Annotated in this window: 28 protein-coding genes and 2 tRNA genes; 20 read left to right on the top strand and 10 right to left on the bottom strand. The window is 61.2% G+C overall.

The genetic code is table 11. The annotated features are described in order from the left end of the window. Positions 1-256 precede the first annotated feature (256 nt). Positions 257-1,006 carry a hypothetical protein gene (locus DMO26_RS29915; RefSeq protein ID WP_226951469.1) on the top strand — a complete coding sequence of 250 codons (750 nt, stop codon included), beginning with the start codon at positions 257-259 and terminating at the stop codon, positions 1,004-1,006. Here the strand turns inward: DMO26_RS29915 and DMO26_RS29910 are convergent. From DMO26_RS29910 to DMO26_RS29900, 3 genes are all read right to left on the bottom strand, one after another. Then, positions 980-1,645 carry a response regulator gene (locus DMO26_RS29910; protein ID WP_117195970.1) on the bottom strand — a complete coding sequence of 222 codons (666 nt, stop codon included), beginning with the start codon at positions 1,643-1,645 and terminating at the stop codon, positions 980-982. The two genes, DMO26_RS29915 and DMO26_RS29910, sit on opposite strands and share 27 nt — an antisense overlap. Then, entirely contained in the window at positions 1,645-3,060 is a 1,416-nt protein-coding gene (locus DMO26_RS29905; protein ID WP_117195969.1) for a sensor histidine kinase, read from the bottom strand. Before DMO26_RS29905 ends, DMO26_RS29910 begins: the two co-directional genes overlap by 1 nt. Positions 3,061-3,213: 153 nt before the next feature. Further along, positions 3,214-3,288: transfer RNA gene (locus tag DMO26_RS29900), tRNA-Thr, on the bottom strand. Positions 3,289-3,441: 153 nt separating this feature from the next. Between DMO26_RS29900 and DMO26_RS29895 the strand changes: the two genes are divergently transcribed. From DMO26_RS29895 to DMO26_RS33940, 15 genes are all read left to right on the top strand, one after another. After that, positions 3,442-3,672: a hypothetical protein gene (locus DMO26_RS29895; RefSeq protein ID WP_117195968.1), complete on the top strand. Its 231-nt coding sequence runs from the start codon at positions 3,442-3,444 to the stop codon at positions 3,670-3,672. A gap of 100 nt (positions 3,673-3,772) precedes the next feature. After that, a complete protein-coding gene (gene murA / locus DMO26_RS29890; protein ID WP_117195967.1) occupies positions 3,773-5,065 on the top strand; it encodes a UDP-N-acetylglucosamine 1-carboxyvinyltransferase in 1,293 nt (430 codons plus the stop codon). Between the two features lie 134 nt (positions 5,066-5,199). Next, entirely contained in the window at positions 5,200-6,042 is an 843-nt protein-coding gene (locus DMO26_RS29885; RefSeq protein ID WP_117195966.1) for an oxidoreductase, read from the top strand. A gap of 576 nt (positions 6,043-6,618) precedes the next feature. Beyond that, entirely contained in the window at positions 6,619-7,050 is a 432-nt protein-coding gene (locus DMO26_RS29880) for a DUF2948 family protein (RefSeq protein ID WP_117195965.1), read from the top strand. Between the two features lie 70 nt (positions 7,051-7,120). Beyond that, positions 7,121-8,419: a histidinol dehydrogenase gene (hisD, locus tag DMO26_RS29875; protein WP_117195964.1), complete on the top strand. Its 1,299-nt coding sequence runs from the start codon at positions 7,121-7,123 to the stop codon at positions 8,417-8,419. Between the two features lie 3 nt (positions 8,420-8,422). Then, positions 8,423-8,896: a UPF0262 family protein gene (locus DMO26_RS29870; RefSeq protein ID WP_117195963.1), complete on the top strand. Its 474-nt coding sequence runs from the start codon at positions 8,423-8,425 to the stop codon at positions 8,894-8,896. A 2-nt stretch (positions 8,897-8,898) separates the two neighbouring features. Next, positions 8,899-9,393: an arsenate-mycothiol transferase ArsC gene (locus DMO26_RS29865; RefSeq protein ID WP_117195962.1), complete on the top strand. Its 495-nt coding sequence runs from the start codon at positions 8,899-8,901 to the stop codon at positions 9,391-9,393. Between the two features lie 129 nt (positions 9,394-9,522). After that, positions 9,523-9,741, top strand: coding sequence for a translation initiation factor IF-1 (gene infA, locus DMO26_RS29860; protein WP_007759621.1), 219 nt, complete (start codon positions 9,523-9,525; stop codon positions 9,739-9,741). A 24-nt stretch (positions 9,742-9,765) separates the two neighbouring features. Further along, entirely contained in the window at positions 9,766-10,386 is a 621-nt protein-coding gene (locus DMO26_RS29855; protein WP_117195961.1) for a Maf-like protein, read from the top strand. Positions 10,387-10,563: 177 nt separating this feature from the next. Then, positions 10,564-10,779 carry a DNA gyrase inhibitor YacG gene (gene yacG, locus DMO26_RS29850; RefSeq protein ID WP_117195960.1) on the top strand — a complete coding sequence of 72 codons (216 nt, stop codon included), beginning with the start codon at positions 10,564-10,566 and terminating at the stop codon, positions 10,777-10,779. Between the two features lie 181 nt (positions 10,780-10,960). Then, a tRNA-Phe gene (locus DMO26_RS29845) sits at positions 10,961-11,036 on the top strand. Between the two features lie 279 nt (positions 11,037-11,315). Further along, a complete protein-coding gene (locus tag DMO26_RS29840) occupies positions 11,316-11,948 on the top strand; it encodes a hypothetical protein (protein WP_117195959.1) in 633 nt (210 codons plus the stop codon). A 93-nt stretch (positions 11,949-12,041) separates the two neighbouring features. After that, the gene (locus DMO26_RS29835) at positions 12,042-12,275 is read left to right on the top strand and encodes a hypothetical protein (RefSeq protein WP_162895119.1); all 234 of its coding nucleotides are present in this window, start codon (positions 12,042-12,044) and stop codon (positions 12,273-12,275) included. Beyond that, on the top strand, positions 12,272-12,703 hold the full coding sequence (locus DMO26_RS29830; protein ID WP_117195957.1) for a hypothetical protein: 432 nt from the start codon (positions 12,272-12,274) through the stop codon (positions 12,701-12,703). The genes DMO26_RS29835 and DMO26_RS29830 overlap by 4 nt, the downstream gene beginning before the upstream one ends. A 233-nt stretch (positions 12,704-12,936) precedes the next feature. Beyond that, on the top strand, positions 12,937-13,251 hold the full coding sequence (locus DMO26_RS33940) for a hypothetical protein (RefSeq protein WP_162895118.1): 315 nt from the start codon (positions 12,937-12,939) through the stop codon (positions 13,249-13,251). Between the two features lie 158 nt (positions 13,252-13,409). On the opposite strand, the gene DMO26_RS29820 is transcribed toward DMO26_RS33940, so the two are convergent. Further along, the gene (locus tag DMO26_RS29820) at positions 13,410-13,988 is read right to left on the bottom strand and encodes a hypothetical protein (RefSeq protein ID WP_117195955.1); all 579 of its coding nucleotides are present in this window, start codon (positions 13,986-13,988) and stop codon (positions 13,410-13,412) included. A gap of 232 nt (positions 13,989-14,220) precedes the next feature. Between DMO26_RS29820 and DMO26_RS29815 the strand changes: the two genes are divergently transcribed. From DMO26_RS29815 to DMO26_RS29805, 3 genes are all read left to right on the top strand, one after another. Continuing rightward, on the top strand, positions 14,221-14,976 hold the full coding sequence (locus DMO26_RS29815) for a hypothetical protein (RefSeq protein ID WP_117195954.1): 756 nt from the start codon (positions 14,221-14,223) through the stop codon (positions 14,974-14,976). A 1-nt stretch (position 14,977) separates the two neighbouring features. Further along, the gene (locus tag DMO26_RS29810) at positions 14,978-15,406 is read left to right on the top strand and encodes a hypothetical protein (RefSeq protein ID WP_117195953.1); all 429 of its coding nucleotides are present in this window, start codon (positions 14,978-14,980) and stop codon (positions 15,404-15,406) included. A gap of 241 nt (positions 15,407-15,647) precedes the next feature. After that, the gene (locus DMO26_RS29805; RefSeq protein ID WP_162895117.1) at positions 15,648-16,166 is read left to right on the top strand and encodes a hypothetical protein; all 519 of its coding nucleotides are present in this window, start codon (positions 15,648-15,650) and stop codon (positions 16,164-16,166) included. Here DMO26_RS29805 and lysC read toward each other — a convergent pair. The 5 genes from lysC to DMO26_RS29780 all read right to left on the bottom strand — a co-directional run bounded on the left by lysC (position 16,144) and on the right by DMO26_RS29780 (position 18,571). Next, positions 16,144-16,419, bottom strand: coding sequence for an Rz1-like lysis system protein LysC (gene lysC / locus DMO26_RS29800; protein ID WP_117195951.1), 276 nt, complete (start codon positions 16,417-16,419; stop codon positions 16,144-16,146). The two genes, DMO26_RS29805 and lysC, sit on opposite strands and share 23 nt — an antisense overlap. After that, a complete protein-coding gene (locus DMO26_RS29795; RefSeq protein ID WP_117195950.1) occupies positions 16,416-16,781 on the bottom strand; it encodes a hypothetical protein in 366 nt (121 codons plus the stop codon). Before DMO26_RS29795 ends, lysC begins: the two co-directional genes overlap by 4 nt. After that, the gene (locus DMO26_RS29790; protein ID WP_117195949.1) at positions 16,778-17,014 is read right to left on the bottom strand and encodes a hypothetical protein; all 237 of its coding nucleotides are present in this window, start codon (positions 17,012-17,014) and stop codon (positions 16,778-16,780) included. Before DMO26_RS29790 ends, DMO26_RS29795 begins: the two co-directional genes overlap by 4 nt. Then, a complete protein-coding gene (locus DMO26_RS29785; RefSeq protein ID WP_117195948.1) occupies positions 17,011-18,153 on the bottom strand; it encodes a helix-turn-helix domain-containing protein in 1,143 nt (380 codons plus the stop codon). The genes DMO26_RS29790 and DMO26_RS29785 overlap by 4 nt, the downstream gene beginning before the upstream one ends. A 142-nt stretch (positions 18,154-18,295) precedes the next feature. Continuing rightward, complete coding sequence (locus DMO26_RS29780) at positions 18,296-18,571, bottom strand: hypothetical protein (protein WP_117195947.1); 276 nt, start codon at positions 18,569-18,571, stop codon at positions 18,296-18,298. Between the two features lie 156 nt (positions 18,572-18,727). Here DMO26_RS29780 and DMO26_RS29775 point away from each other — a divergent pair, with 156 nt between their 5' ends. Then, entirely contained in the window at positions 18,728-20,128 is a 1,401-nt protein-coding gene (locus DMO26_RS29775; RefSeq protein ID WP_162895116.1) for an SIR2 family NAD-dependent protein deacylase, read from the top strand. On the opposite strand, the gene DMO26_RS29770 is transcribed toward DMO26_RS29775, so the two are convergent. Next, on the bottom strand, positions 20,129-20,338 hold the full coding sequence (locus tag DMO26_RS29770) for a hypothetical protein (protein ID WP_117195945.1): 210 nt from the start codon (positions 20,336-20,338) through the stop codon (positions 20,129-20,131). It lies immediately after the preceding gene. Positions 20,339-20,768 lie beyond the last annotated feature (430 nt).

Below are 20,768 nucleotides of genomic sequence, written 5' to 3'. Positions count from 1 at the left end.
TTTCGTCTTCGTTACCACCATCGGGGTCATCGCGGCCTGAAGCCGCCGCGAAAGCTGAGAACCGGATCCTGCGCGATCACATCGGTCCCTTTCCGCGCAGAACCTTGCCCGCCGATCGCCGCGCGCGGTCGGCGGGGCCTTTCGAAGTTAAGGGACAAGGCCCGGCGCTCCGCAGGGAACCAACCGGTCGAACGAGGGTTTCCTCCCCGATGCGCGGCTCGGCCGGCCCAGGAAATGAGGATGCCAGGAGTTGGAGATGCCCACATGTAAACTGTCCTTTTTGAACGGTGCGTTGCTTGCGGCCACTTTCGCGGTCATGCCGTTCAAGATGGTCGTTGACAGCCATCATGCGCCTCGATTTGCGTCGCTTGCTGCTGCTGCGCAGGAAAGCAACGGCAGCGGGAACGGAAATGGCGGCGGCAATTCGGGTGCCAGCGATAACGGCGCGGGCAACGGTTCCGGCGGTTCCGGCAATGGTGCCGAAAGCGGCAACGCCGGAGAGGGCTCCGCGAACGGCAGTGCGGGAGGGAGCGGCTCCGGCGGCGCCAATAACGGCAGCGGCACCGCCGACGGATCTGAAACAGGCAATGGCAATGCCGCCGGCGGCGCAGATACTGGCAACGCTGGTGCAGGCGGCGCCCCGGGCGATCCGGGCAATGGAGCCGGAACGACCTCGGTCGGCGGAGCCGTGACCGATCCGGCAGCCGGCTCCGGCACGTCTCCCGGCCCTGACGTCGCTCCCGGCCCTGACGTCGCTCCCGGCCCCGGCGTCGCTCCCCGCGTGGGGCCGACCACTCCCTCGCTATCGAGCTTTCCGCCCGCGCCCCCTCCGCCCGGCGCCGAGGTCAATTCGCGTGGAAACTCGATCACCGTGCGCCATCACAACGGCACGATCGAAAGAATATCGCAGGGCCGTTATGAAATGCGCGATTCCCGCTCCCGCACCATCGTCAACCGGCAGGCAACCCCGTCGGATGCCTCAAGGCTGCAGTCGTTCGGTCGCTGATCGGTCTGCAGCATCGCGGAGCGCCAGCGCCGCTTCCGTCCGGTTCGTCACCTTCAGCTTGGAGAGGATACGCGTCATGTGATGCTTGACGGTCTTCTCGTGGAGGTCGAGTTCCCGCGCCACGCGTTTGTTGGAAAGGCCCGAGGCGACGAGGTTGAGCACTTCCTGCTCGCGGTCCGTCAATTCCGACAGGGGGTCGGGTCGTTCCGGCGTGTCGGCACCGGAAAGGCCGGCAATCAGCCGCGCCGAAAGGGCGGGCGAGACATAGCTTTCTCCCGCGGCCACGGTCCTCACCACGTCCGCAAGTCCCCGCGAACCGATACCTTTCAGGACATAACCCTTGGCGCCCAGCTTCAAGGCCGTGGCAATGTCGTCGCTCGCTTCCGACACCGTCAGCATGACGATCTTGAGGTCGGGGCACTCCTCCAGCGCTTCGCGGATCGCCTCAAGGCCGTTTCCCGGCATCGAGATGTCCATCAGCATGACGTCCGGGCAGAGATCCCGCACGATGCGCAGCGCGTCGTCCCGCGACCCGCCTTCGCCGACCATGTCGAATTCGGCGATCTCGCTGAACGAGCGCATGACGCCCTCCCTGAAGAGCGGATGATCGTCGACGACCGCTATCTTGATCCCAGTCATTAAGCCTGCTCCATTTCCTGCACGTTCAGAGACATCCGCACGGTGGTGCCGTGCTTTGATGTCGAGATGTTGAATGTCCCGCCGAGGCTTTCGATCCGTTCCCGAAGGCCGGCGAGGCCGATCCCCTCCGGGCGCATCGATGCCGGATCGAAGCCCGGGCCGCGGTCGGCCACTTCGATAACGACATGGCCTCCGTCGAAGATCTGGCGGACGCTCTGGTCTGCGCCGCCGCCATGCCGGAATCCGTTGTTGAGGGCCTCCTGGACGAAGCGGTAGATGCAGATCTTGGCCGACGGCGAAAGCGGACGCGAACGGTCGGCCATCGACAGCGCGACGTCGAGGCCGGTGCGCTGCCGGTGCGCATTGACGGCGCGCCTGAGCAGGTCCGGCAGTTCGGCGGTTTCGATCTGCGGCAGCACCAGGCCGCTGCAGATGCTGCGGATTTCGTCCATCGCCTCGTCCAGCCGGGCCTTGATCGTCGTCACCTCCTCCTCGCGTTTTCCCGGTGGCGTGCCGGGATCGGTCAGTACGTCGCTGTCCACGCGGAGCGCCGCATAGGCGACGAGTTGCGCCGGTCCGTCATGCAGGTCGGCGCCGAGCCGGCGCAGATAGCTCTCGTTGAGCGCGGTTGCGCGCTGCGAGGCGCGTTGCGCCCGCGCGTGCAGCGCCTTGTTCTGGGCGAGCAGTTCGGAAAGTTCGGCGATGCGTTGCGTCAGGGCCTGCCGCTGGTTGTCGATCGTCCGGCTGCCGCGGAAGACGATCGCCGAGAGAAGCAGGAAAAAGGCGAGCGTCACGCCGGCGACCGCGAGCCAGCTTCGAAGCTGTGCTTGATAGAGGCTTTGCTGAAAACCCTCCGCGACCTCGTAGAACTCCGAGACCGCGACGACTTCGCCGGACCAGGGCTGCAGGATGGGGTTGTAGATCTCCAGAAGCGGTACGCCGGAAGCCCGCTCGAATTGGCTTTCCGGATCGTTGGTCAGTCCGAACTGCGCCACCATCTGTCCCGAAAAGGCGTTCTTCAGGTCGTCGCCCGGTTCGAACCGCTTGCCCACCATGGTTTTGTCGGTGGCGTAGAGGACCGTGCCGTCCAGGCGCCAGAGCCGGAAGGAAACGACCTTGCCGCCGAGCGCGCCCTGGCCGAACGTCTCGTCGAGCGCACGTGTGGTGATGTCGTCGAGCGTCTTGGTGGTCTTCATGTCGGGAAGCAGCGGCGCGATGATGCTGTCGACATAAAGCGCCGTCGAGGCGGCGGAATTGCGTGTGACGGCGGCTTCGATCAGGCTGGCGACGTAAGCGCCGACCAGCATCATTGCGGCGAAGGACACCATCCCCCCGGCGAGCAGGAATTGCCTGGCAAGCGATTGATTGTTCCAGCGATCGAAGATTCCACGCAGCTGCAAAAGGGCACCAGTCATCGTTGTCCGAAGGCTCGCAAAGCGAACCGATGCCCGGCAACGCACAAAGGTGCCAACCCGTTGCATTGGCGGATCAAATTATCCGACACTCGGAAAACATGCCTCAGCCGCAGGACATTTTAAGCGGAAGGACCGTGATGTCGGGAGGAAAAATGGTGCTGCTAGAGAGATTTGAACTCTCGGCCTCTCCCTTACCAAGGGAGTGCTCTACCCCTGAGCTATAGCAGCTTTCGGCCGGCGCGAAGAACCCGCGTCGTCGGCAGCGGCCTATTGCCATAGGTTCACCCATAGCGCAAGCAGCAAATTCCAAGTTCTTGCCGCGCAAATGCAGAAAACGTCGCTTCCGCTTTCGTTTGCGAGGCTTTTTGGTTATGGAAAACCATGGCGAGTAACGACGAACTGCCCGATTCGCATCGAAAAGAGGTCGCAGAAGCCCGCGGCGACCGCGCCCGCAAGGCCGCGGAGGCCCGCGAGGCGGAGCGCAAGGCCAAGGCTGCGGCCAAGCTTCGCGAGAACCTCATGCGGCGCAAGACGCAGGCGCGCGCCCGCCGGGCCGGCAGCGCGGACGAGACGCAAGGGCTGCCTGCCGCAAAAACGGACGAATCATCCTGATCTGTTTTTTGTGGACAGCCCATATGGATAACCCAAGGAAGCGGCGGCGGATTTCGTCCAACGACTGACATTCGCGCTTGCACGAGAAAAGTGAGAACTTATGGATCGCATCAGAATTTCCGGCGGCAATGAGCTGAGGGGCAGCATTCCGATTTCCGGAGCGAAGAACGCCGCCCTTCCCCTGATGATCGCGTCCCTTTTGACGAGCGACACGCTGACGCTCGAAAACGTGCCCCACCTCGCGGATGTGGAACAGCTCCTGCGCATCCTCGGCAATCACGGTGTCGATGTCGCCGTCAACGGCCGGCGCGAGCGCCAGGAAGAGGGTTATTCCCGCACCATCAACTTCACCTGCCGCACCATCGTCGATACGACCGCGCCTTACGAGCTGGTCTCGAAGATGCGTGCCAGCTTCTGGGTCATCGGCCCGCTGCTCGCCCGCGAAGGCCAGGCCCGCGTCTCTCTGCCGGGCGGCTGCGCCATCGGCACGCGTCCGGTCGATCTTTTCCTCGAAGGCCTGCAGGCGCTCGGCGCCACGATGGAAGTCGATGGCGGATACGTGAACGCCACGGCTCCCAAGGGCGGCCTTGTCGGCGCCCGTTACGTCTTCCCGAAGGTTTCGGTCGGCGCGACACACGTGATGATGATGGCCGCGACGCTGGCGAACGGCACGACGGTCATCGAAAATGCCGCCCGCGAGCCGGAAATCGTCGATCTTGCCAAATGCCTTACCGCCATGGGCGCGAAGATTTCCGGCGCCGGCACCAGGACGATCACCGTCGAAGGCGTTGCCTCGCTGTCCGGCGCCCGTCACCGCGTCCTGCCGGACCGCATCGAGACCGGCACCTATGCCATGGCGGTCGCCATGGCCGGCGGCGACGTCACGCTGGAAGGCACCGAAGCGGCTCTTCTCGACAATGCGCTCGATACGTTGCGCATGGCCGGCGCCCACATCACCGAGACGGCAACCGGCCTGCGCGTCGTGCGCAACGGCAACGGCATCCAGCCGGTCGACATCACCACGGAGCCCTTCCCGGGCTTCCCGACCGACCTGCAGGCGCAGTTCATGGCGCTGATGACGCGTTCTTCCGGCGTTTCCAACATCACCGAGACGATCTTCGAAAACCGGTTCATGCATGTGCAGGAACTCGCCCGCCTCGGCGCCAGGATCTCGCTGTCCGGCCAGAAGGCGAGGGTGGAGGGCGTGCCGCGGCTCAAGGGCGCGCCGGTGATGGCGACGGACCTTCGGGCTTCCGTTTCGCTGGTCATCGCCGGCCTTGCGGCCGAAGGCGAGACGATGGTGAGCCGCGTCTACCACCTCGACCGGGGTTTCGAGCGGCTGGAGGAAAAGCTCACCCGCTGCGGCGCGATGGTCGAGCGCGTCAGCGACTGATTTTTTCAAGCGTCGAGATTTGCCAGGGACGGCAGGGCCCACCCTTGCCGTCCTTTTTTGCGTGACTATGTTGCTTGGGCATATCATTTCCCTTCCGCCTCATTTCCTGATCCGGCTTTTTACGGAGATTTCCCATGGCCGATGTTTCTTCCCCTGTCTGGTTCATCACCGGCTGTTCGACCGGTTTTGGCCGCGAACTCGCCAAACTGACCCTCGAGCGGGGTTGGCCGACGGTCGTGACCGCCCGCGGCAAGGATCGCGTCGCCGATCTCGCCGGAGGCAGGGACAATGCGCTGGCGCTCGATCTCGACGTCACCGACATGGGCCAGATCACCGCCGCGGTGAAGGCCGCGGAAGAACGGTTCGGTCGTATCGACGTCCTGGTCAACAATGCCGGTTACGGCTATCAGGCCTCGATCGAGGAGGGCGTGGAAGATGAGATCCGCGCGATGTTCGACGCCAACGTCTTCGGCCTCTTCGCCATGACCCGCGCCGTGCTGCCGGGCATGCGCGCCCGCCGCAGGGGCCACGTCATCAACATCACCTCGATGGCCGGCTTCATGGGGCTGCCAAGTTCAGGTTATTATGCCGCCAGCAAACATGCGGTCGAAGGTTTTTCCGATGCGTTGAGCATCGAGGTCGCGCCGCTCGGGCTCAAGGTCACCTGCGTCGAGCCCGGCGGGTTCCGCACCGACTGGGCCGGCCGCTCGCTGAAGCAGACGCCGAGCAGGATCGCCGATTATGCCGACACGGCCGCCGCGCGCATGGCCGCCACGGCCGCCTACAGCGGCAAGCAGCCGGGCGATCCGGTGCGCGCCGGGGAGGCGATGATCGCCGCAACGGAGGCCGAGGAGGCGCCGCGACACCTCATCCTCGGCGCGACCTGCTACAACAGCGTCACCGCGAAGCTGAAGGAACGGCTGGCGCAGATCGAACTCTGGAAGGAAATCAGCCTTTCGGCGGATTTTCCGAGCTGAAGCATGTCGCGCAAAGTATTGAGCCGTTTTGCGCCACCGACATGCGTAAAGACAAGAACCTGAAGCGTGGCAGGCGAATCTGAAAGATCGCGCCACGCTTGGCCGCCCCGGAGGAGCCAGGGCGGGGATGAATTGTGGCCGTCCGGCTTGTCCGGACGAACGTTTTCAACCACTTGGCATTTTTTCCATCCCCACATCGTCCCCGGTTTGGCGGCCTCTGTCATAATCGTCTCGTCATCGGATGGGAGCCGGGTTCGCGAACCGGTCGCCTCCTCGGGTTCTGAGAAGCCGGTTCCGGTGATGGTCGCAATGGATGGCGGCGGAGGGCTCGGAAATCCTCCTTGAAACCATCCGGAACGATCGGGGCAGGCAAGACCTTGATCTGCATACCTTGAATACCCGCCTGCCCCTCCCAGCCTCAACCGCACCGGACCGACGTCCGGCGCGGGCAAAGGGCGTTCTTTCGGTTTGGCGATGCCGGTTATCCAGACTCTGTTGCTTCTGCCCCTCCGGCATCCTATTTCCAGTCTCAGGAACATTTGCGTGGACACGCATTCTGGATGGATAAGGGAACCGATGACCGAGCTGAAGCTGCTTGCCCTGGATACGGATGACCTGGGCGTGATCTCCGCCCATATGCAGGACGCGGTCTTCAAGGTGGGCGACGTCCACTGGTCGCCCGCCGAACGGAATTTCGCGCTTGCCGGCAATCGGTTCGTCTGGGAAACCGCGGTCCGCAAACGCAAGGGTTTCGAGCGCCGCCGCTCCGCCCTGGTGTTCAAGCGCGTCGAGGCGGTGCGTTCCACCGGCATCGATCGCAACAACAGGGACGAGGTGCTTTCGCTTCTGGCGGTCACCTTCACCCAGAAGGGCGAAGGCCCGGAAGGCACCGTGGAACTGGTGCTTGCCGGCAATGCGACGATCGCGCTCGATGTCGAATGTATCGAAGTGGCTCTTGCAGATGTCGGCGGCGCGTGGGAAACCGCGTCGAAGCCCCGTCATCCATAGGATCCCCGGCATACGGCCTCCGGATCCCGAACGGGATCGCATCTTCGTGTGAGTTGGAAGGAATATCCGCTTGGCAATCTGGCTTGAGCAGGCATCGCAGGATTTCGAGGAAAGATTTTCCGCTTTCCTCTCGACCAAACGGGAAGTCTCCGAAGATGTGAACGCGGTGGTGCGTGCCATCATCGACGACGTGCGTGCCCGTGGCGATGCGGCTCTGATCGATTATTCGGCCCGGTTCGACGGGGTGGATCTTTCGAAGGCCGGTATCCGGGTTAGCGAGACGGATATCGACGCCGCCGTCGCCGAAACGGATGCGGCGGTCCTCGATGCCCTGAAATTCGCCGCCGAGCGTATCGAGCGCCACCATGTCCGCCAGATGCCGAAGGACGATATCTACGAGGATGCGATCGGCGTTGGGCTGGGCTCCCGCTGGACGGCGATCGAGGCAGTCGGCCTCTACGTTCCGGGCGGCACCGCAAGCTATCCGAGCTCCGTGCTGATGAACGCCGTGCCGGCAAGGGTCGCCGGCGTGCCGCGCGTCGTCATGGTCGTGCCGGCCGGCGGCGGCAGCATCAATCCGGCCGTGCTGGCCGCGGCCCGTATCGCCGGCGTCACGGAAATCTATCGCGTCGGCGGCGCGCAGGCCGTGGCGGCGCTCGCCTATGGCACCGAAACAATCGCGCCGGTCGCCAAGATCGTCGGCCCGGGCAATGCCTATGTCGCTGCCGCCAAGCGCCAGGTTTTCGGAACGGTCGGCATCGACATGATCGCCGGTCCGTCCGAAGTGCTGGTGATCGCCGACGGGGAAAACGATCCGGACTGGCTGGCGGCCGATCTCCTGGCCCAGGCCGAGCACGATGCCGGCGCCCAGTCGATCCTGATCACCGACGATGCGTCGCTCGGCAAGGCCGTCGAAGCCGCCGTCGAGCGCCAGCTGAAGACGCTTTCCCGTTCCGGCACCGCCGCCGCCAGCTGGCGGGATTTCGGCGCGGTCGTTCTCGTGCCGGACCTTCGGGCCTCGCTGCCGCTCGCCAACCGCATTGCCGCCGAACATCTTGAGCTTGCGGTTGCCGATCCCGATGCGCTGCTGCCGGGCATCCGCAATGCCGGCGCCATCTTCATCGGCCGCCATACGCCGGAGGTCATCGGCGATTATGTCGGCGGCTCCAACCATGTGCTGCCGACCGCGCGTTCGGCGCGGTTCTCCTCCGGCCTTTCGGTGCTGGATTTCGTCAAGCGCACCTCGATCCTGCGCCTCGGCCCCGATCAGCTCCGCCAGCTCGCCCCTGCGGCGATCACGCTGGCGCGCTCCGAAGGCCTCGATGCGCATGCCCGTTCCGTCGCCATTCGACTTAACGACGGGGGCTGACGGATGGCGGGAGGTGACTACCGGCTCTCTGACGTCGTTCTGGACGATTCGATCGGGCGCTCGACGCCCGACGTGGAGCATGAGCGGGCGGTCGCCATCTTCGACCTGATCGAGGAAAACCGCTTCGAACCCGCCGGCCATGCGGGCGGCCCCTACAGGCTGAAGCTTTCGCTGGTCGATTCGAAGCTCATCCTCGCCGTCACCACCGAGGCGGGCGCCGACGTCGTCACCCACATCCTCTCGCTCACCCCCTTCCGGCGGATCATCAAGGACTACTTCATGATCTGCGAGAGCTATTACGAGGCGATCCGCTCCTCCACCCCGAGCCGCATCGAGGCGATCGACATGGGCCGGCGGGGCATTCACAACGAGGGCTCGCAGACCCTGATGGACCGGCTGAACGGCAAGATCCATATCGATTTCGATACGGCGCGGCGGCTTTTCACCCTGGTCTGCGTGCTTTATTGGCGCGGCTGACCATGGAGAGCGCCGTTCCGCCCGAAGGACATGCCGGGAGTGCGGGCGCCAGGCGGCCAGGTGCCGTCCTCTTCATGTGCGGTTTCAACGTCATCCGTTCGCCGATGGCCGAGGCCATTGCAAAAAACCTCCTGCCGCACGATATCTATGTCCAGTCGGCCGGGGTGCGCTCCGGCGAGCGCGATCCTTTCGTGGATGTGGTGCTGGAGGAGGTCGGCTTGACGATCGGCCGGCACCAGCCGCGCGCACTGGAAGAACTGGAAGACGATTTTTTCGATCTGATCGTGACGCTGACGCCGGAAGCCCATCACGCCGCGCTCGAACTGACCCGTTCCAACGCGATCGACGTGGTATACTGGCCGACCATGGATCCCACCGCCGTGACCGGCACGCGCGACCAGATGCTGAATGCCTATCGCGAGGTGCGCGATCATCTCTGGCGGCTGATCGACGAGCGCTTTTCGGGCCTGCGCCGGCACCCGGCGGAGACGGCCTGAACGGACTTTGAGAATCGTTCCCAAGCGAGGTTCACAAAGCGGACATGATTGTGTAGTTTCCGCCCAAATTTCCGGGCGGCGGATATCGTTTCGCCGGTCCCGCATCCAAAACAGGAAGAAAACCCTTAGATGGCAAAAGAAGAAGTCCTTGAATTCCCGGGCATCGTCACCGAACTCCTGCCCAACGCGACCTTCCGCGTAAAGCTCGAAAACGAGCATGAGATCATCGCCCACACCGCCGGCCGCATGCGCAAGAACCGCATCCGCGTTCTCGCCGGCGATAAGGTGCTCGTCGAAATGACGCCCTACGACCTGACCAAGGGCCGCATCACCTACCGCTTCAAGTAATCTCATCCTTCGCGGCGGGCTCTCATGGCGCTGGAACAAAAGCTGATACTGGCCTCCGGTTCTCCGCGCCGCCTCGATCTCCTCAACCAGGCCGGCATCCGGCCGATGCGGCTGATGCCGATGGATATCGACGAGGCGCCGAAGAAATCCGAACATCCGCGCTCGCTCGCCCGCAGGCTTTCCACCGAGAAGGCCGAGGCCGCGTTTGCCGCGGTGAAGGGCGATCCGGCCTGGCGCCACAGCTATATCCTCTCGGCCGATACGGTGGTCGCCGTCGGCCGGCGCATCCTGGAGAAGACCGAATATACGCAAGAGGCTTCCGCAGCGCTGAACCTGCTCTCCGGCCGCGGCCACTGGGTCTATACCGGCATCTGTCTCGTCACGCCGGGCGGGCAGTTCCGCCAGAAGGTGGTCGAGACGAAAGTGCGCTTCAAGCGGCTTTCCATCCGCGAGATCGAGAACTACATCGCGTCCGGCGAATGGCGCGGCAAGGCCGGCGCCTATGCGATCCAGGGCATTGCCGGATCCTTCGTCCAGAAGCTGGTCGGCTCCTACAGCAATGTCGTCGGCCTGCCGCTCTACGAGGTGACGACGCTTCTTTCCGGCGAAGGCTTCGATGTCGCGGCCGCCTGGCCGGAAGGCTGAAATCAGGATCGAGGCCGAATCCCGGCCGGGCCTGATACCCGAAGATCCAAACGGCTCAGGGCAGGGCGCAAAGCCGATCCAGGGCCGATCCTGGGCCAACCCGGGACAGCCGGCCCGTTGGACATCGCTGGCGACCGCAAATATCCACGCCCTTCCAGAGAAAGGAGTGCTTGGCACATGGCATCCGAACCCATCAAGACCGGCGGCAAGGTCGAGCCGCTCAGAAAAACGAGGCCTTGCCCCGAATGCGGCAAGCCGTCCGCGCGCGAACATTATCCCTTCTGCTCCGACCGCTGCCGCACGCTCGATCTTTCCCGCTGGCTGAACGGCTCCTACGCCATTCCCGTCGCCGAAGACGAAACGAAGGCGGGCGGGGGCGACGAGCGCGAATAACGTCGCTGCGCATGTCGGCGCCCGCGCCTGCTGTTTTTGTTGGGGAATTTGCGACTTTCGCAAACCTGTCAAAAAAGTGGGCGAGGGTGCTGGACATGGCCGAACAAGATGTTATAACCCCGCTCGCTTCCGGGGGAGATACCCCCGCCGGCTTTCGCCGGAAGGCTTTTGGAGCCTCGATGCCCGGATAGCTCAGTTGGTAGAGCAGCGGATTGAAAATCCGCGTGTCGGTGGTTCAAATCCGCCTCCGGGCACCATATTTTCCTAGCAAGTTCAATTACTTACGGCGCGGTACGGTAGCGAAGGCGCTGTAACTTCAGGTGTGTCTGACGACCTATACCGTTTCCATACCGTTTTCGGTTTCATGAGGCGGTGCCAGTGTTTGTCCACAAACTTGAGACCTCAGGCCATACCGTTTTCCATACCGTCGCCATCTGAGCACGGTCATCTGCAAGATTCGAGACGTCCCTCGTTGACTTGCGATCGTCCTCTCACTCAGATCGGGGACATCATCCGACCCGGGAGCGGCGAGAAGAATGGCAAAACTGAATTTCAACGTGCGCGGCTTCATGTACCAGTCAGGCATCGATTGTCTTCGAGATAGTTTTGCCGCAGCCGCCAAGGGTATCCAAGATCAAATACGGGAAGAGTCGGAGGCTTGGGACAGCCAGTCTGGCGACTATGCGGAGGAGCCTCAGTGCGCGGAGGACGGATCAACGCTCTTCGATCCAGGGGACATCTATAGCTATAAGATGGAGGTCCTGCAGGAGGCTTATGCAGAACTCCGGAAGGCATTCGCTATCACGATCTATCATTACTGGGAACGTCGGCTCCGGGTATATGCCAACCTCCCTAATGGAAACCATAAGAAGCTGACGGCGGCATCAGAAAGCCTCGGCTATGCGATACCTCCCGAATTCGCCCGGGTACATCGCCTCGCAAACGCTCTGAAGCACAACAACGCAGAGTGCTTGAACAAGCTGCACCTCGTTTGGCCGGAAGTCAGCGGCGTCTTGTTTAAGGCTGAGGGGAACCGCGACTGGTACTCGGGGATAGAGCTCGACGACGACGCCGTTTACCATCTGCTCGATCTGACCAAGTTAGCGGGACCATCGGTCAAGAAACTAGAGAGTGAACCGAAGAGCCTTGCAACGACTCCCTGTTCCTGACGTCGCGTAAAAGACTCCGCTTGACTCTGATCGCTACGAGAACAAAATAGGAACAAATTCGTTGACGCGGATAACATTCCTATGGAGGCTCTGATGGCTCAGCAACTCGCACTCGACATCCCCATCGTTAAGACTGACACCCAGTCACCCGAGTCGGTCGATCTGGCCGTATCTGTACTCAAGGCAGCAGGCGGGGATCCACTCGTTGCGATCCGCTCTCTGCTCGCCGACGCCGATTTCCTCAGGGACCAGCTCTGGATCGCATCCAGCCTGATGTCCAAGGGAATCGGTCGAGGCTGGAAGCCGCAATACGAGCGGGTCTCGTGAAACACCGCCGCGGCATCGACATCGTTCGCGATGGCGCCGATGTCGGCTATACCGTCGGCGAAGGCAGCCGCCGCGGTGGATCCGAGCCGCCTGAGGCTCCATACCGTGTCGAAGTCTGGTCGGACGCGCCTGAGGCTGGCGGCCAGCTCTTGGAGACGATATCCCGCTCGACCGTCTTCGCGGTGTCCGTCGCCGCTCTCAAGGCAGCCGTTCGCGAGCGTCCAGGGAAAGTCCTCGTCCATCTGAATCAGCGGCACCGTATGACGATCGCGCTTGCCCCGGATCCACCTGTCCCGGAGTCCAGGCGGCCGCTCCTCAGTTGGGGTCGGCCGCCGAAGAAACTCTTGATCGACTTCCTGAATGGTACTTCCTCGTCGGCACCTGTCCTTCATGCCGCAGGAGTGGCCCTGTCGAACGCAGGGATGTGATCCGAGTGCTCGGACGGAAGGCCATCCTCAAAGCGATCCCCGCCAAGCTGAGATGCCAAGGCTGCACGAACAAGGTCGGCAACAAGATGGTAGCGAAGAAGCTGCCGCGCTGAACTCACGGATATCTCCGCGAGTACGATCGCACTCTCTTAACTGTTCCTGGAGATCTGGGGCTCCCAAACGAATCGGGTCCGTGTACCGATGATGTCCCGAGTTCAGAAGGAGTGCCGCGAATGACGATCTTTACCTCCCGCGATCCCGCTGCCCGCGCTGCAGGCGAACTCACCCTCCTCCTCGGCGGCCTCGCGTCGACCATGTCGGCCGCTCACGCTGCAGGCAAGCGCGCAGCCGATGAGCGCAAGGAGCGCCGCGCTGCATATCAGTATGCCACCGAGCTGATCGAAGCCCGAGGTCGTGCTGATGATCTCGGCCGCGTTGCTATGCGAGCCGTCCGTCATGTCGCATCTCTGGAAGCCGAAGTCCGCCGTCTTCGGGTAGCTCTCAGCCAGCGCCAGGCACATATCGATCGCAATCGTGGAGCTGCCTGATGAATCCGAAGACAGATCTCTCCGATGAAGCGATGGCGGTGCGCTGGGGGCATGTCCTGAACGAGATCCCTGAGCTGTGGGACGCCCTCAGGAAGTTCGAAATCGAAAACCGCCCGGCGGTGGTTGCGGGCGGCTTCAACGTGAAGTCCGACGTGATCTCAGTGAACCGTGGGTCCAGGGGTATGCTTCGGTTCAAGGTTGGGAACGCCCGGAGCATGGAACAGCTCGCGGAAGTGCTTCGCGACTAGCTGCCGCTTCCACTCTTCATAGTCTTCTTCATCAGCGCTCGCGGTCGACAGGACTGCGGGCGCTTCTGCTTCGGGTCGAGGTTTGCGATATGCAGGCTGGACGCTCCGAGCCTGAAGGCTCCTTGCACACGCTGCCTCCGTAGACATCCCAAGCAAATCGAGATCCTCGTCGGAAAGGTTGAGGAGCCAGTCCTGGCCCTCGAGGTCGAGCACAGATAGATCCATCGTCGATCGTGTGTCCTCGTCGGCCCGGGCGTAGGCTTTGACGACATCCGCAGGCGACATTTGCTCCATGATGGCATCTATCGCTTCTTCGGTTTCGCGAGCGGATCTTGCCTCATCTTCGACGTCGCCCGTGCTGATGTTCTCAAATCCTCCCGTCTGCGGTGGCGACGCGAGCCCAAGGAATCTCAGCAGCGGGCCGAAAATTGCGGCAAGCCACACGAATGGATTCAGTAGATCCAGTAGCGATTTCGGTTTCGTTTGCATTCGACATCTCCTGTTGTGTTGACACCAGGATCTCGTCGTCGGCCGAAACCGACAAATGGCGAAAGCGCCGGCGGAAAACTCACGGACAAATCTGTGGACATGGTGTGTGATTTCCTGATGTCGTTAAGCTAAGCAATTGTTGACAATAGGTTTTCTTGTGCGCCCCCTTGCATGTGTCCTGAGTTGGACACACCATTTCCTCAACGGCGAATGTTTGTCGAGGAGTACTAGAATGGAACTACAAATCGAAATCGAGCCGCAGTCGCGTGGCGCTTACTACCGTATGCCAGTCGGCGAAGTCGTCGTCGCATTCCGCGATGCCGAAGCCTTGCTCGCCTCCCACGGCACCACGCGTGACCAGGCCGCTGCCGAACTGGGACTGTCGCCAATAACCCTGAAAGCCTATTCGCGCGGTGGCGCTACTGTGTCACATCGGACGATTCCTGCCGAGACGCTCGACCGGATCCGGGATCTGGCAGTGGACGCATACTGGCGCGCTGCAGCGTGGCCGTACCGCATCAAAGTCGGTGGCGTGGAAGCTTATCTGACGCCCGTGTACACCGCGCACGACGACACCGGGCTGGTACGCGACAGGCATTCGCACCCGCTCCGTATGCGCGAAGTCGCTGACAAGCTCGGCGGCAGCGTCAGGGTGACTTGGTCGGTTAATCCGCGCGTGACCGAAGTCCCACCTCTCGATGCCGCCGCCGCTCTCCGGAGCCGCTGGCGTGTCGGTGCCTGGCAGCTTCGCGATCAGTTTGAGCACATCGGACGTTCCGATGCGGATACTGTCCTCTGTGAGCTCGCTGACTGCTGCAGATATACGCTCTGGACGCTCAGCACCGAATACAAGGCGTGGCAGACGCAGGTCACGACATCAATGGTCGAGCGTCTCGAAGCGGCTGTCACGGATATCGAACTCGGCGACGAGATTCAGCCTTGGGAATCCGCTGTAGTCCGGGCGATGGCAGATCTGGAGGATTTCTGAGATGGCGCGCGTGATGAGAGACACGACTGTCGAGGCGCTCGCTAAGAAGCTCTTCGAAACGTGCGGGACTTCCTGGCTCGACGACAGCTACCTGCAATGGTCGGCCGCTGTGAGGGCGTGGTCTGTAGGCTCAACTCGTCCGCTGCATGAAGAAGACCGACAAGCGATCGTTTACGCGATCCAGAGGCTCGATGATGCCGAGATGGAGAGAGTTAGGGGCATCGAAGCTGCAGAGGACGCGGAGAGAGAAGCGGCTGCGCTAGATAGCCTCAACGGCGTTCGATGGTTGAAGCATGGCTGGGATTGCGAGCAGGATTGTCTCGTTACTGAGTACGCCCTCGAACGGCAGTCCGGGACGGGTTGGTATCGCGAGGGGTCAATCGACGAGATCGAGGCGCGCGAGAATGCGGGGCAGCGGGAGCTGTTCTGAGACATAAAAGGCCCCGAGAAATCCCTCTCGGGGCCTTTGTCCATCCTCAGATGGTACTTGAAGCTGTGCGTCTTATCATATCCCATATAGACCCGGTACCGGGTGCGCTAATCGCGGGACTTCAGAGAAGCTGCCTCGTCCGCGACACCAGATGATAGTGTGTGTCGGCGGAGCCGAATGCAAGATAGGAGCATTTATGTCGAACGAAATGAACAGACTAATCCAGCGAGGACTTAGTCCGTTGACTGCGATGTTCGTTGTGGAAGGGAAACGCGATGAGGAATTCGAGGTAACGCTTGCCGATGTAGAGAAGCAGTGCTGTAAGTGGACCGAAACCCTTGAAAGGCCGCCGTCCGATCTGAAGGCTGAATGGGATCTGGATCGGGCACATTTCTATCTGGCACACGATGGAGAACATCCTGCTCTCCATCCCGGAAATGACTATGCGCTGATCGAAGTTGCCGTCGCGGATGTTCATGAAAAGCTGACGTATCAATCTAGCCGCGACAAGGACTCGTGGGATGAGCAGTACAGAGGCCGTAGCCTTGGCACTGCATTCCGGTGGTTGAACGGGTTGCCTGTAACGCCTCCGTTGATTGCCCGCGTCGGCGACGAGATTGCGATCGTCGGTGGCAATCACCGTTACCACCTTGCGCACTATTACCAGACCAAGCGGATGCCGTTCTTGGTGCTTAAGGAGAACCTCGCTTCCGTACTAGATCTTCTCCCGAACGCCGTCAGGATTGAACCAGCCGCCTGACAGCCGCCAGCTTCGTGCGGCAGTCCTCACCGGCAGCCGCCAGCTTGACGAGGTATTGAGCGACATCTCGCTCCCGGATCCACGTCGATCCCGCCACAGGCTCTGCGGAGCACGACAGCAGGCTATTCGGTACCTCGATCTTCCGCTCGACCACCTTCTCGATCACGATCTCTTTCGGAACGGACTGGCACCCAGTCAAAATAATCGCGATAGCAAGGGGTATCCACAAGCCGATTGGCCACATGAAAATCATGTCCGACCTCCGAACCGCTTCGCGCGGAGCTTTTCAAGCAATGGCGACACCGGGCCATCTTCTTCATCCGGAGCCAACAGGATCTCCCTAACGGTTTCCAGATCCCGCGCAGCCGCAGCCTCGATCTCGGCATGCGCGGCTTCCAATTCGGCGACGACGCGCAGCCTGTCCTGGTCAGCCTTGGCGGCGGCCTGGGCATTTCCGTTAGCCGTCGAGATGGCCGCATCGCGCTGGCTCGTTAGGATAGTGTTGGCGGCCTCAGCAGCCTTCAGGTCGGCGACGACGGATGTGTGGTGCCAGTATCCGAAGCCGACGGCGGCGAGCACGGCGACGATCCCGGCAATCTTGAGATATCCGATCATTCGGCTGCTCCTTTCTTGTTCCGGAGATCGAGCAATCCAGAAGCAACCCAGCTCCTCAGATCGAGATGGCCGACGCCGATGTAGAGGGCGATGTGTGCTATGGCCGCGCTGCCGACGACGGTGATGACATCCGCGCCGATCCCGTAGAATGCCAGGGCAAAGATTCCGACGAGCGACCAGGCGGTCAGCTTCTTGGAGTACGAGCGGGATTTCTGTGTTGATGGCTTGGTCATGCGGCTACCTGCAGATTGACCCGCAGGCCGATGGCTTCGGAGATGGCGGAGAGCATGCGGAAACCCAGCGGCTCGAGGTCATGCAAGTTTCCGGTTTCCCGATCCGCGTCGATCGTTCGGATGAAGACGTTGTCGTCCATGTCGATCTCAATGATCAGGGCACCGATCTGATGTTCCTGCAGAGACTTCAGCCCAGCCTCCTGCGTGACGTAGTTCGGTACGGTGCAGCAACCCGTCGTCCACATCATCACCGGGTCATAGGACCTGGGACGCGGCACGCTTTCGACAGCTCTCTTCGGGTGAGCGAAGATCGAGGTCTTTCCCCTGACGTAGTCTGTCAGGCCGACGAGCGGGTTCTGCTTGGTCGGACGCATGTTCATCTCGAAGCAGGCCTGTACCGTCGAATGCAGGTGGCGCCTGTCCCGGCAAACCTTATCAACGATCATTGCCGACCATGGAGCGACCTCAAGGAGGTCCTTCTTCCGCCTCTTGGCGAAGACGCTCTTTCCGTAGGTGAAGCCACCGATGTCCGAAAATTCGAGACCGCGTGCGGCGGCGAGCGCATGGAGGTTGATGACGAATGGGCCGTGCGCTGGAGTGAGAGACTGCGCCGAGGTCGTGATGAAACCGCGTTTGAGGCTGCGTTTTGGAGCTGGCACGTTCGGACTGATCCAGATGTCTTCCACCGTCTTCGGTCCATTCCATTCGTCCGGCCAGAGAACGCCTGGATCAACTTTGACCCCAACAAGCTGCTGTTCGCCGTTCTCGTCCGTCTCATAGATGTCCTGCGGCTGCCCGGCTTCGCGATACCAGCCGTCGCCCAGCCAGTTGCTGAAAGGCACGGTCAACTCGTCGGTAGCGATCCGCTCGCGAATGTCGTCGGAGGTCGGCTGCGGCGTTGCGATCTTGATCTTCGTGGGTTTGGGAGACTTGGGTGCCGGAGCGGATGGCTCGACGGCGGGGGTCGGAGTGGTTCCGGACTTCATCTGAGCGCGGATCCGGGTGAGTGTGCGAGGTGGGATGCCGAGGATTTCGGCGATTTCTTGGCGGCGTTTGCCTTCCGAGAGGAGAGATTGGATTGCTGCTATCGTGTCTGCAGAAGACTGACCTGGAGAGGTCGATGCGATGTGTGCGTTCATGGGACTATCCTTCATATGCCACCTCTTTGCCGGGCGGTCTGAAAGGATGGTTTGCGTTGGCGGATTCGGACGCAAGCTGTCAACACACTGTTTTTCAACACCTATTCGACAGTTTGTTGACGGCATCAGACACCGCCTACGATTATGCGCCGAAGATTTTTTTGACGTAGTCGCCGACGAAAATCCAAAATACGCCGGCAGCCGCTGAAAGTGCAGAGATGTAGGCCAGCGTTGCGCGGCGCTGTGCTTTGATCTCGGCAATGTCGGTCTTTACTGAGCCGATATCGGACTTGAGACCGTCGATCTCAGTCTTCATGGCTAGCTGGGCCGAAAAAAATTGATCGAGCTTGGTCTCAAGCCTGGCTTGGCCTTTGATCAGCTCAAGGATTTCGCTGCTCGGCAGAAGGGTGTCGGTCATAAGGGGCTGGTCTCGCGCACTGGGTGTCAATTCCTTCAGCAGAACTGACAACGCTGCAAGATTCGAGGCGAAGTGCTTGCGAAAATGACGTGTGAGGTGTCATCTGGACACAATTTTAGGGCGCTGAGTCGTGGGGGTGACATGGTCGAGGAAGTTGTGGCAGTCGAAGCGAAGCAGCCTCGGTATGAGCGGTACATTGAGGAGATCTCGGAAGACATCGCGAACACAGTCGACGAGTTCGGGTGTCAACCAATCCTCTTCATCGGATCCGGTCTCGCGAAGCGCTATATGGACGCCCCGAACTGGGAGGAGCTGCTAGGACACCTCGCAGACAAGTGCTCAGTGATTGACAAGGGTCTCGGGTTCTACAAGCAGTCCTTGGTGTCTCCGATCAAGATCGGCCAGGAATTCGCGCGGCTTTACCACGAGTGGGCCTGGGGAGCGGGTAACAACGAGTTTCCGAAAGAGCTGTTCAACGATGACGTTCACGCTCAGTCCTACATCAAGTTCAAGATTGCCGAATATCTCACCAGTCTCATGCCGCAGAATACCGCCGGGCTGAAGGCTGAATACATCGCTGAGATCGAGGCGCTTTCGAAGATCAAGCCTCACGCGATCATCACGACGAACTATGACCAGATGATCGAGCTGATCTTCCCAGACCACGAGCCGATCATCGGCCAACAGATCCTCAAGGGGCAGCAGGTCTGCGTCGGCGAGATATATAAGATCCACGGATGCGTGACCGATCACGACAGCATCGTCTTCACATCGGACGACTACGACGAGTTCATGAAGCGCAAGAAGTTCCTCAGCGCCAAGCTGCTGACGTTCTTCAATGAGCATCCGCTGGTTTTCGTCGGCTACAATGCGGGTGATCCGAACATCCGCGCAATCCTGTCCGACATCGACGAGGCTTTGCCTGAAAAGGGTGGCATCATTCCGAACGTCTTCATCCTGCAGTGGGACGGCTCCCTTGCTGAGGATAGCTGGCCACCGCGAGAGAAGGTGATTCCTACTGAAGAAGATCGTAGCGTCCGGGTCAAGATGATCGTTGCCAACGATTTCTCGTGGGTTTTCGACGCCTTCGCAGCCAATCCTGCCCTAACGCATGTGAACACCAGGGTGCTCAGATCCCTGATCGCAAGATCTTACGAACTCGTACGCCACGACATCCCCAAGATGACCGTGGAGGCTGACTTCAAGATGCTCAACGACGCAGTGGAAAACTCGGAAACGTTCGCCAAACTATTCGGCATCGCCAACATCCACGACTACAGCTCCGCCGGGGCGCACCACTGCTATAGCCTCACTCAGGTCGGCAAGGCCCTCGGTCACAAGGGCTGGCATTCCGCAGATCATCTGATCACGCGGGTTGCCAATGAAACAGGCATCAACATAAAGAAGTCAGACAACAGGTATCACCGGGCGGAGAAGGTCAACAAAACCGTTTTCCACAAGTACTCCCAGGACCTGGTCGACCTGTTTGCGAAAGTTCAGAAAAACGAAGAATACAAGGTTGATCTTGGAGTTCCGGAGGTCAAGAAAGCGGTCTGATCATGCGGGTGCCGTGAACGGAATATTCGTCGAGATCAGGCAGCTACCCGCATCAATCGGCTGCTCCGACCCGATGACCAGCCCACTCTCGTTGTCGACATCCCAGCGCGCCATGACATCGAGGGTCACCGTCCTCGGCCGCCCGTCAACTTCCGAGCGGATCCGCTGCTTCACGAAGCCGTTGAAGCTCGAAATCAATTTCTGCGACATCACGGCTCTCCCAAATCTGGTCTCAGGTTGATCTGCTTCGGCAGCGATGGCGGCAGGCACGTCAGCCGCTGGGGATCCGTCGCAGCCTCGTGGGACAACGACAACACGGATTCCGCTGGCGAGTGCTTCATCGACGAATTCTTTGTCCAGTTCAGCCGTCAGTGGCCCATTTTCGACGGCCCCCATGACAGCCAGATCGGTCGCATGCTCGTGTCCATGTCGCGTCACTTCATGGATCCGTTGCCTGGATCAAGCACGTTTGAAATCGGCAAGCGCGCTTCCGGGTCGCAGTTTGCTCAGCTTCATTGTTGGGGCGACAGCCCCGAATGGTGCCTGACGCAGCGCGCCCAGGCGATTTCGATCTCGGATCTCATCCTTGATGACGCTCGCGCGGGTTCCGGTCTGTCCGGCGGAGGTCTCCTCAAGATGC

It is taken from the genome of Rhizobium terrae (assembly GCF_003425685.1).
GTDB lineage: Bacteria > Pseudomonadota > Alphaproteobacteria > Rhizobiales > Rhizobiaceae > Neorhizobium > Neorhizobium terrae.
This window is presented reverse-complemented; position numbering and strand designations above follow the sequence as displayed.

Excerpts from the sequence above, each read along its gene's own strand:
- DMO26_RS29915 (WP_226951469.1), top strand. The coding sequence starts at position 257 with ATGCCCACATGTAAACTGTCCTTTTTGAACGGTGCGTTGCTTGCGGCC.
- DMO26_RS29910 (WP_117195970.1), bottom strand. The coding sequence starts at position 1,645 with ATGACTGGGATCAAGATAGCGGTCGTCGACGATCATCCGCTCTTCAGG.
- DMO26_RS29905 (WP_117195969.1), bottom strand. The coding sequence starts at position 3,060 with ATGACTGGTGCCCTTTTGCAGCTGCGTGGAATCTTCGATCGCTGGAAC.
- DMO26_RS29895 (WP_117195968.1), top strand. The coding sequence starts at position 3,442 with ATGGCGAGTAACGACGAACTGCCCGATTCGCATCGAAAAGAGGTCGCA.
- murA (WP_117195967.1), top strand. The coding sequence starts at position 3,773 with ATGGATCGCATCAGAATTTCCGGCGGCAATGAGCTGAGGGGCAGCATT.
- DMO26_RS29885 (WP_117195966.1), top strand. The coding sequence starts at position 5,200 with ATGGCCGATGTTTCTTCCCCTGTCTGGTTCATCACCGGCTGTTCGACC.
- DMO26_RS29880 (WP_117195965.1), top strand. The coding sequence starts at position 6,619 with ATGACCGAGCTGAAGCTGCTTGCCCTGGATACGGATGACCTGGGCGTG.
- DMO26_RS29870 (WP_117195963.1), top strand. The coding sequence starts at position 8,423 with ATGGCGGGAGGTGACTACCGGCTCTCTGACGTCGTTCTGGACGATTCG.
- DMO26_RS29865 (WP_117195962.1), top strand. The coding sequence starts at position 8,899 with ATGGAGAGCGCCGTTCCGCCCGAAGGACATGCCGGGAGTGCGGGCGCC.
- infA (WP_007759621.1), top strand. The coding sequence starts at position 9,523 with ATGGCAAAAGAAGAAGTCCTTGAATTCCCGGGCATCGTCACCGAACTC.
- DMO26_RS29855 (WP_117195961.1), top strand. The coding sequence starts at position 9,766 with ATGGCGCTGGAACAAAAGCTGATACTGGCCTCCGGTTCTCCGCGCCGC.
- yacG (WP_117195960.1), top strand. The coding sequence starts at position 10,564 with ATGGCATCCGAACCCATCAAGACCGGCGGCAAGGTCGAGCCGCTCAGA.
- DMO26_RS29840 (WP_117195959.1), top strand. The coding sequence starts at position 11,316 with ATGGCAAAACTGAATTTCAACGTGCGCGGCTTCATGTACCAGTCAGGC.
- DMO26_RS29835 (WP_162895119.1), top strand. The coding sequence starts at position 12,042 with ATGGCTCAGCAACTCGCACTCGACATCCCCATCGTTAAGACTGACACC.
- DMO26_RS33940 (WP_162895118.1), top strand. The coding sequence starts at position 12,937 with ATGACGATCTTTACCTCCCGCGATCCCGCTGCCCGCGCTGCAGGCGAA.
- DMO26_RS29820 (WP_117195955.1), bottom strand. The coding sequence starts at position 13,988 with ATGCAAACGAAACCGAAATCGCTACTGGATCTACTGAATCCATTCGTG.
- DMO26_RS29815 (WP_117195954.1), top strand. The coding sequence starts at position 14,221 with ATGGAACTACAAATCGAAATCGAGCCGCAGTCGCGTGGCGCTTACTAC.
- DMO26_RS29810 (WP_117195953.1), top strand. The coding sequence starts at position 14,978 with ATGGCGCGCGTGATGAGAGACACGACTGTCGAGGCGCTCGCTAAGAAG.
- lysC (WP_117195951.1), bottom strand. The coding sequence starts at position 16,419 with ATGATTTTCATGTGGCCAATCGGCTTGTGGATACCCCTTGCTATCGCG.
- DMO26_RS29795 (WP_117195950.1), bottom strand. The coding sequence starts at position 16,781 with ATGATCGGATATCTCAAGATTGCCGGGATCGTCGCCGTGCTCGCCGCC.
- DMO26_RS29790 (WP_117195949.1), bottom strand. The coding sequence starts at position 17,014 with ATGACCAAGCCATCAACACAGAAATCCCGCTCGTACTCCAAGAAGCTG.
- DMO26_RS29785 (WP_117195948.1), bottom strand. The coding sequence starts at position 18,153 with ATGAACGCACACATCGCATCGACCTCTCCAGGTCAGTCTTCTGCAGAC.
- DMO26_RS29780 (WP_117195947.1), bottom strand. The coding sequence starts at position 18,571 with ATGACCGACACCCTTCTGCCGAGCAGCGAAATCCTTGAGCTGATCAAA.
- DMO26_RS29770 (WP_117195945.1), bottom strand. The coding sequence starts at position 20,338 with ATGTCGCAGAAATTGATTTCGAGCTTCAACGGCTTCGTGAAGCAGCGG.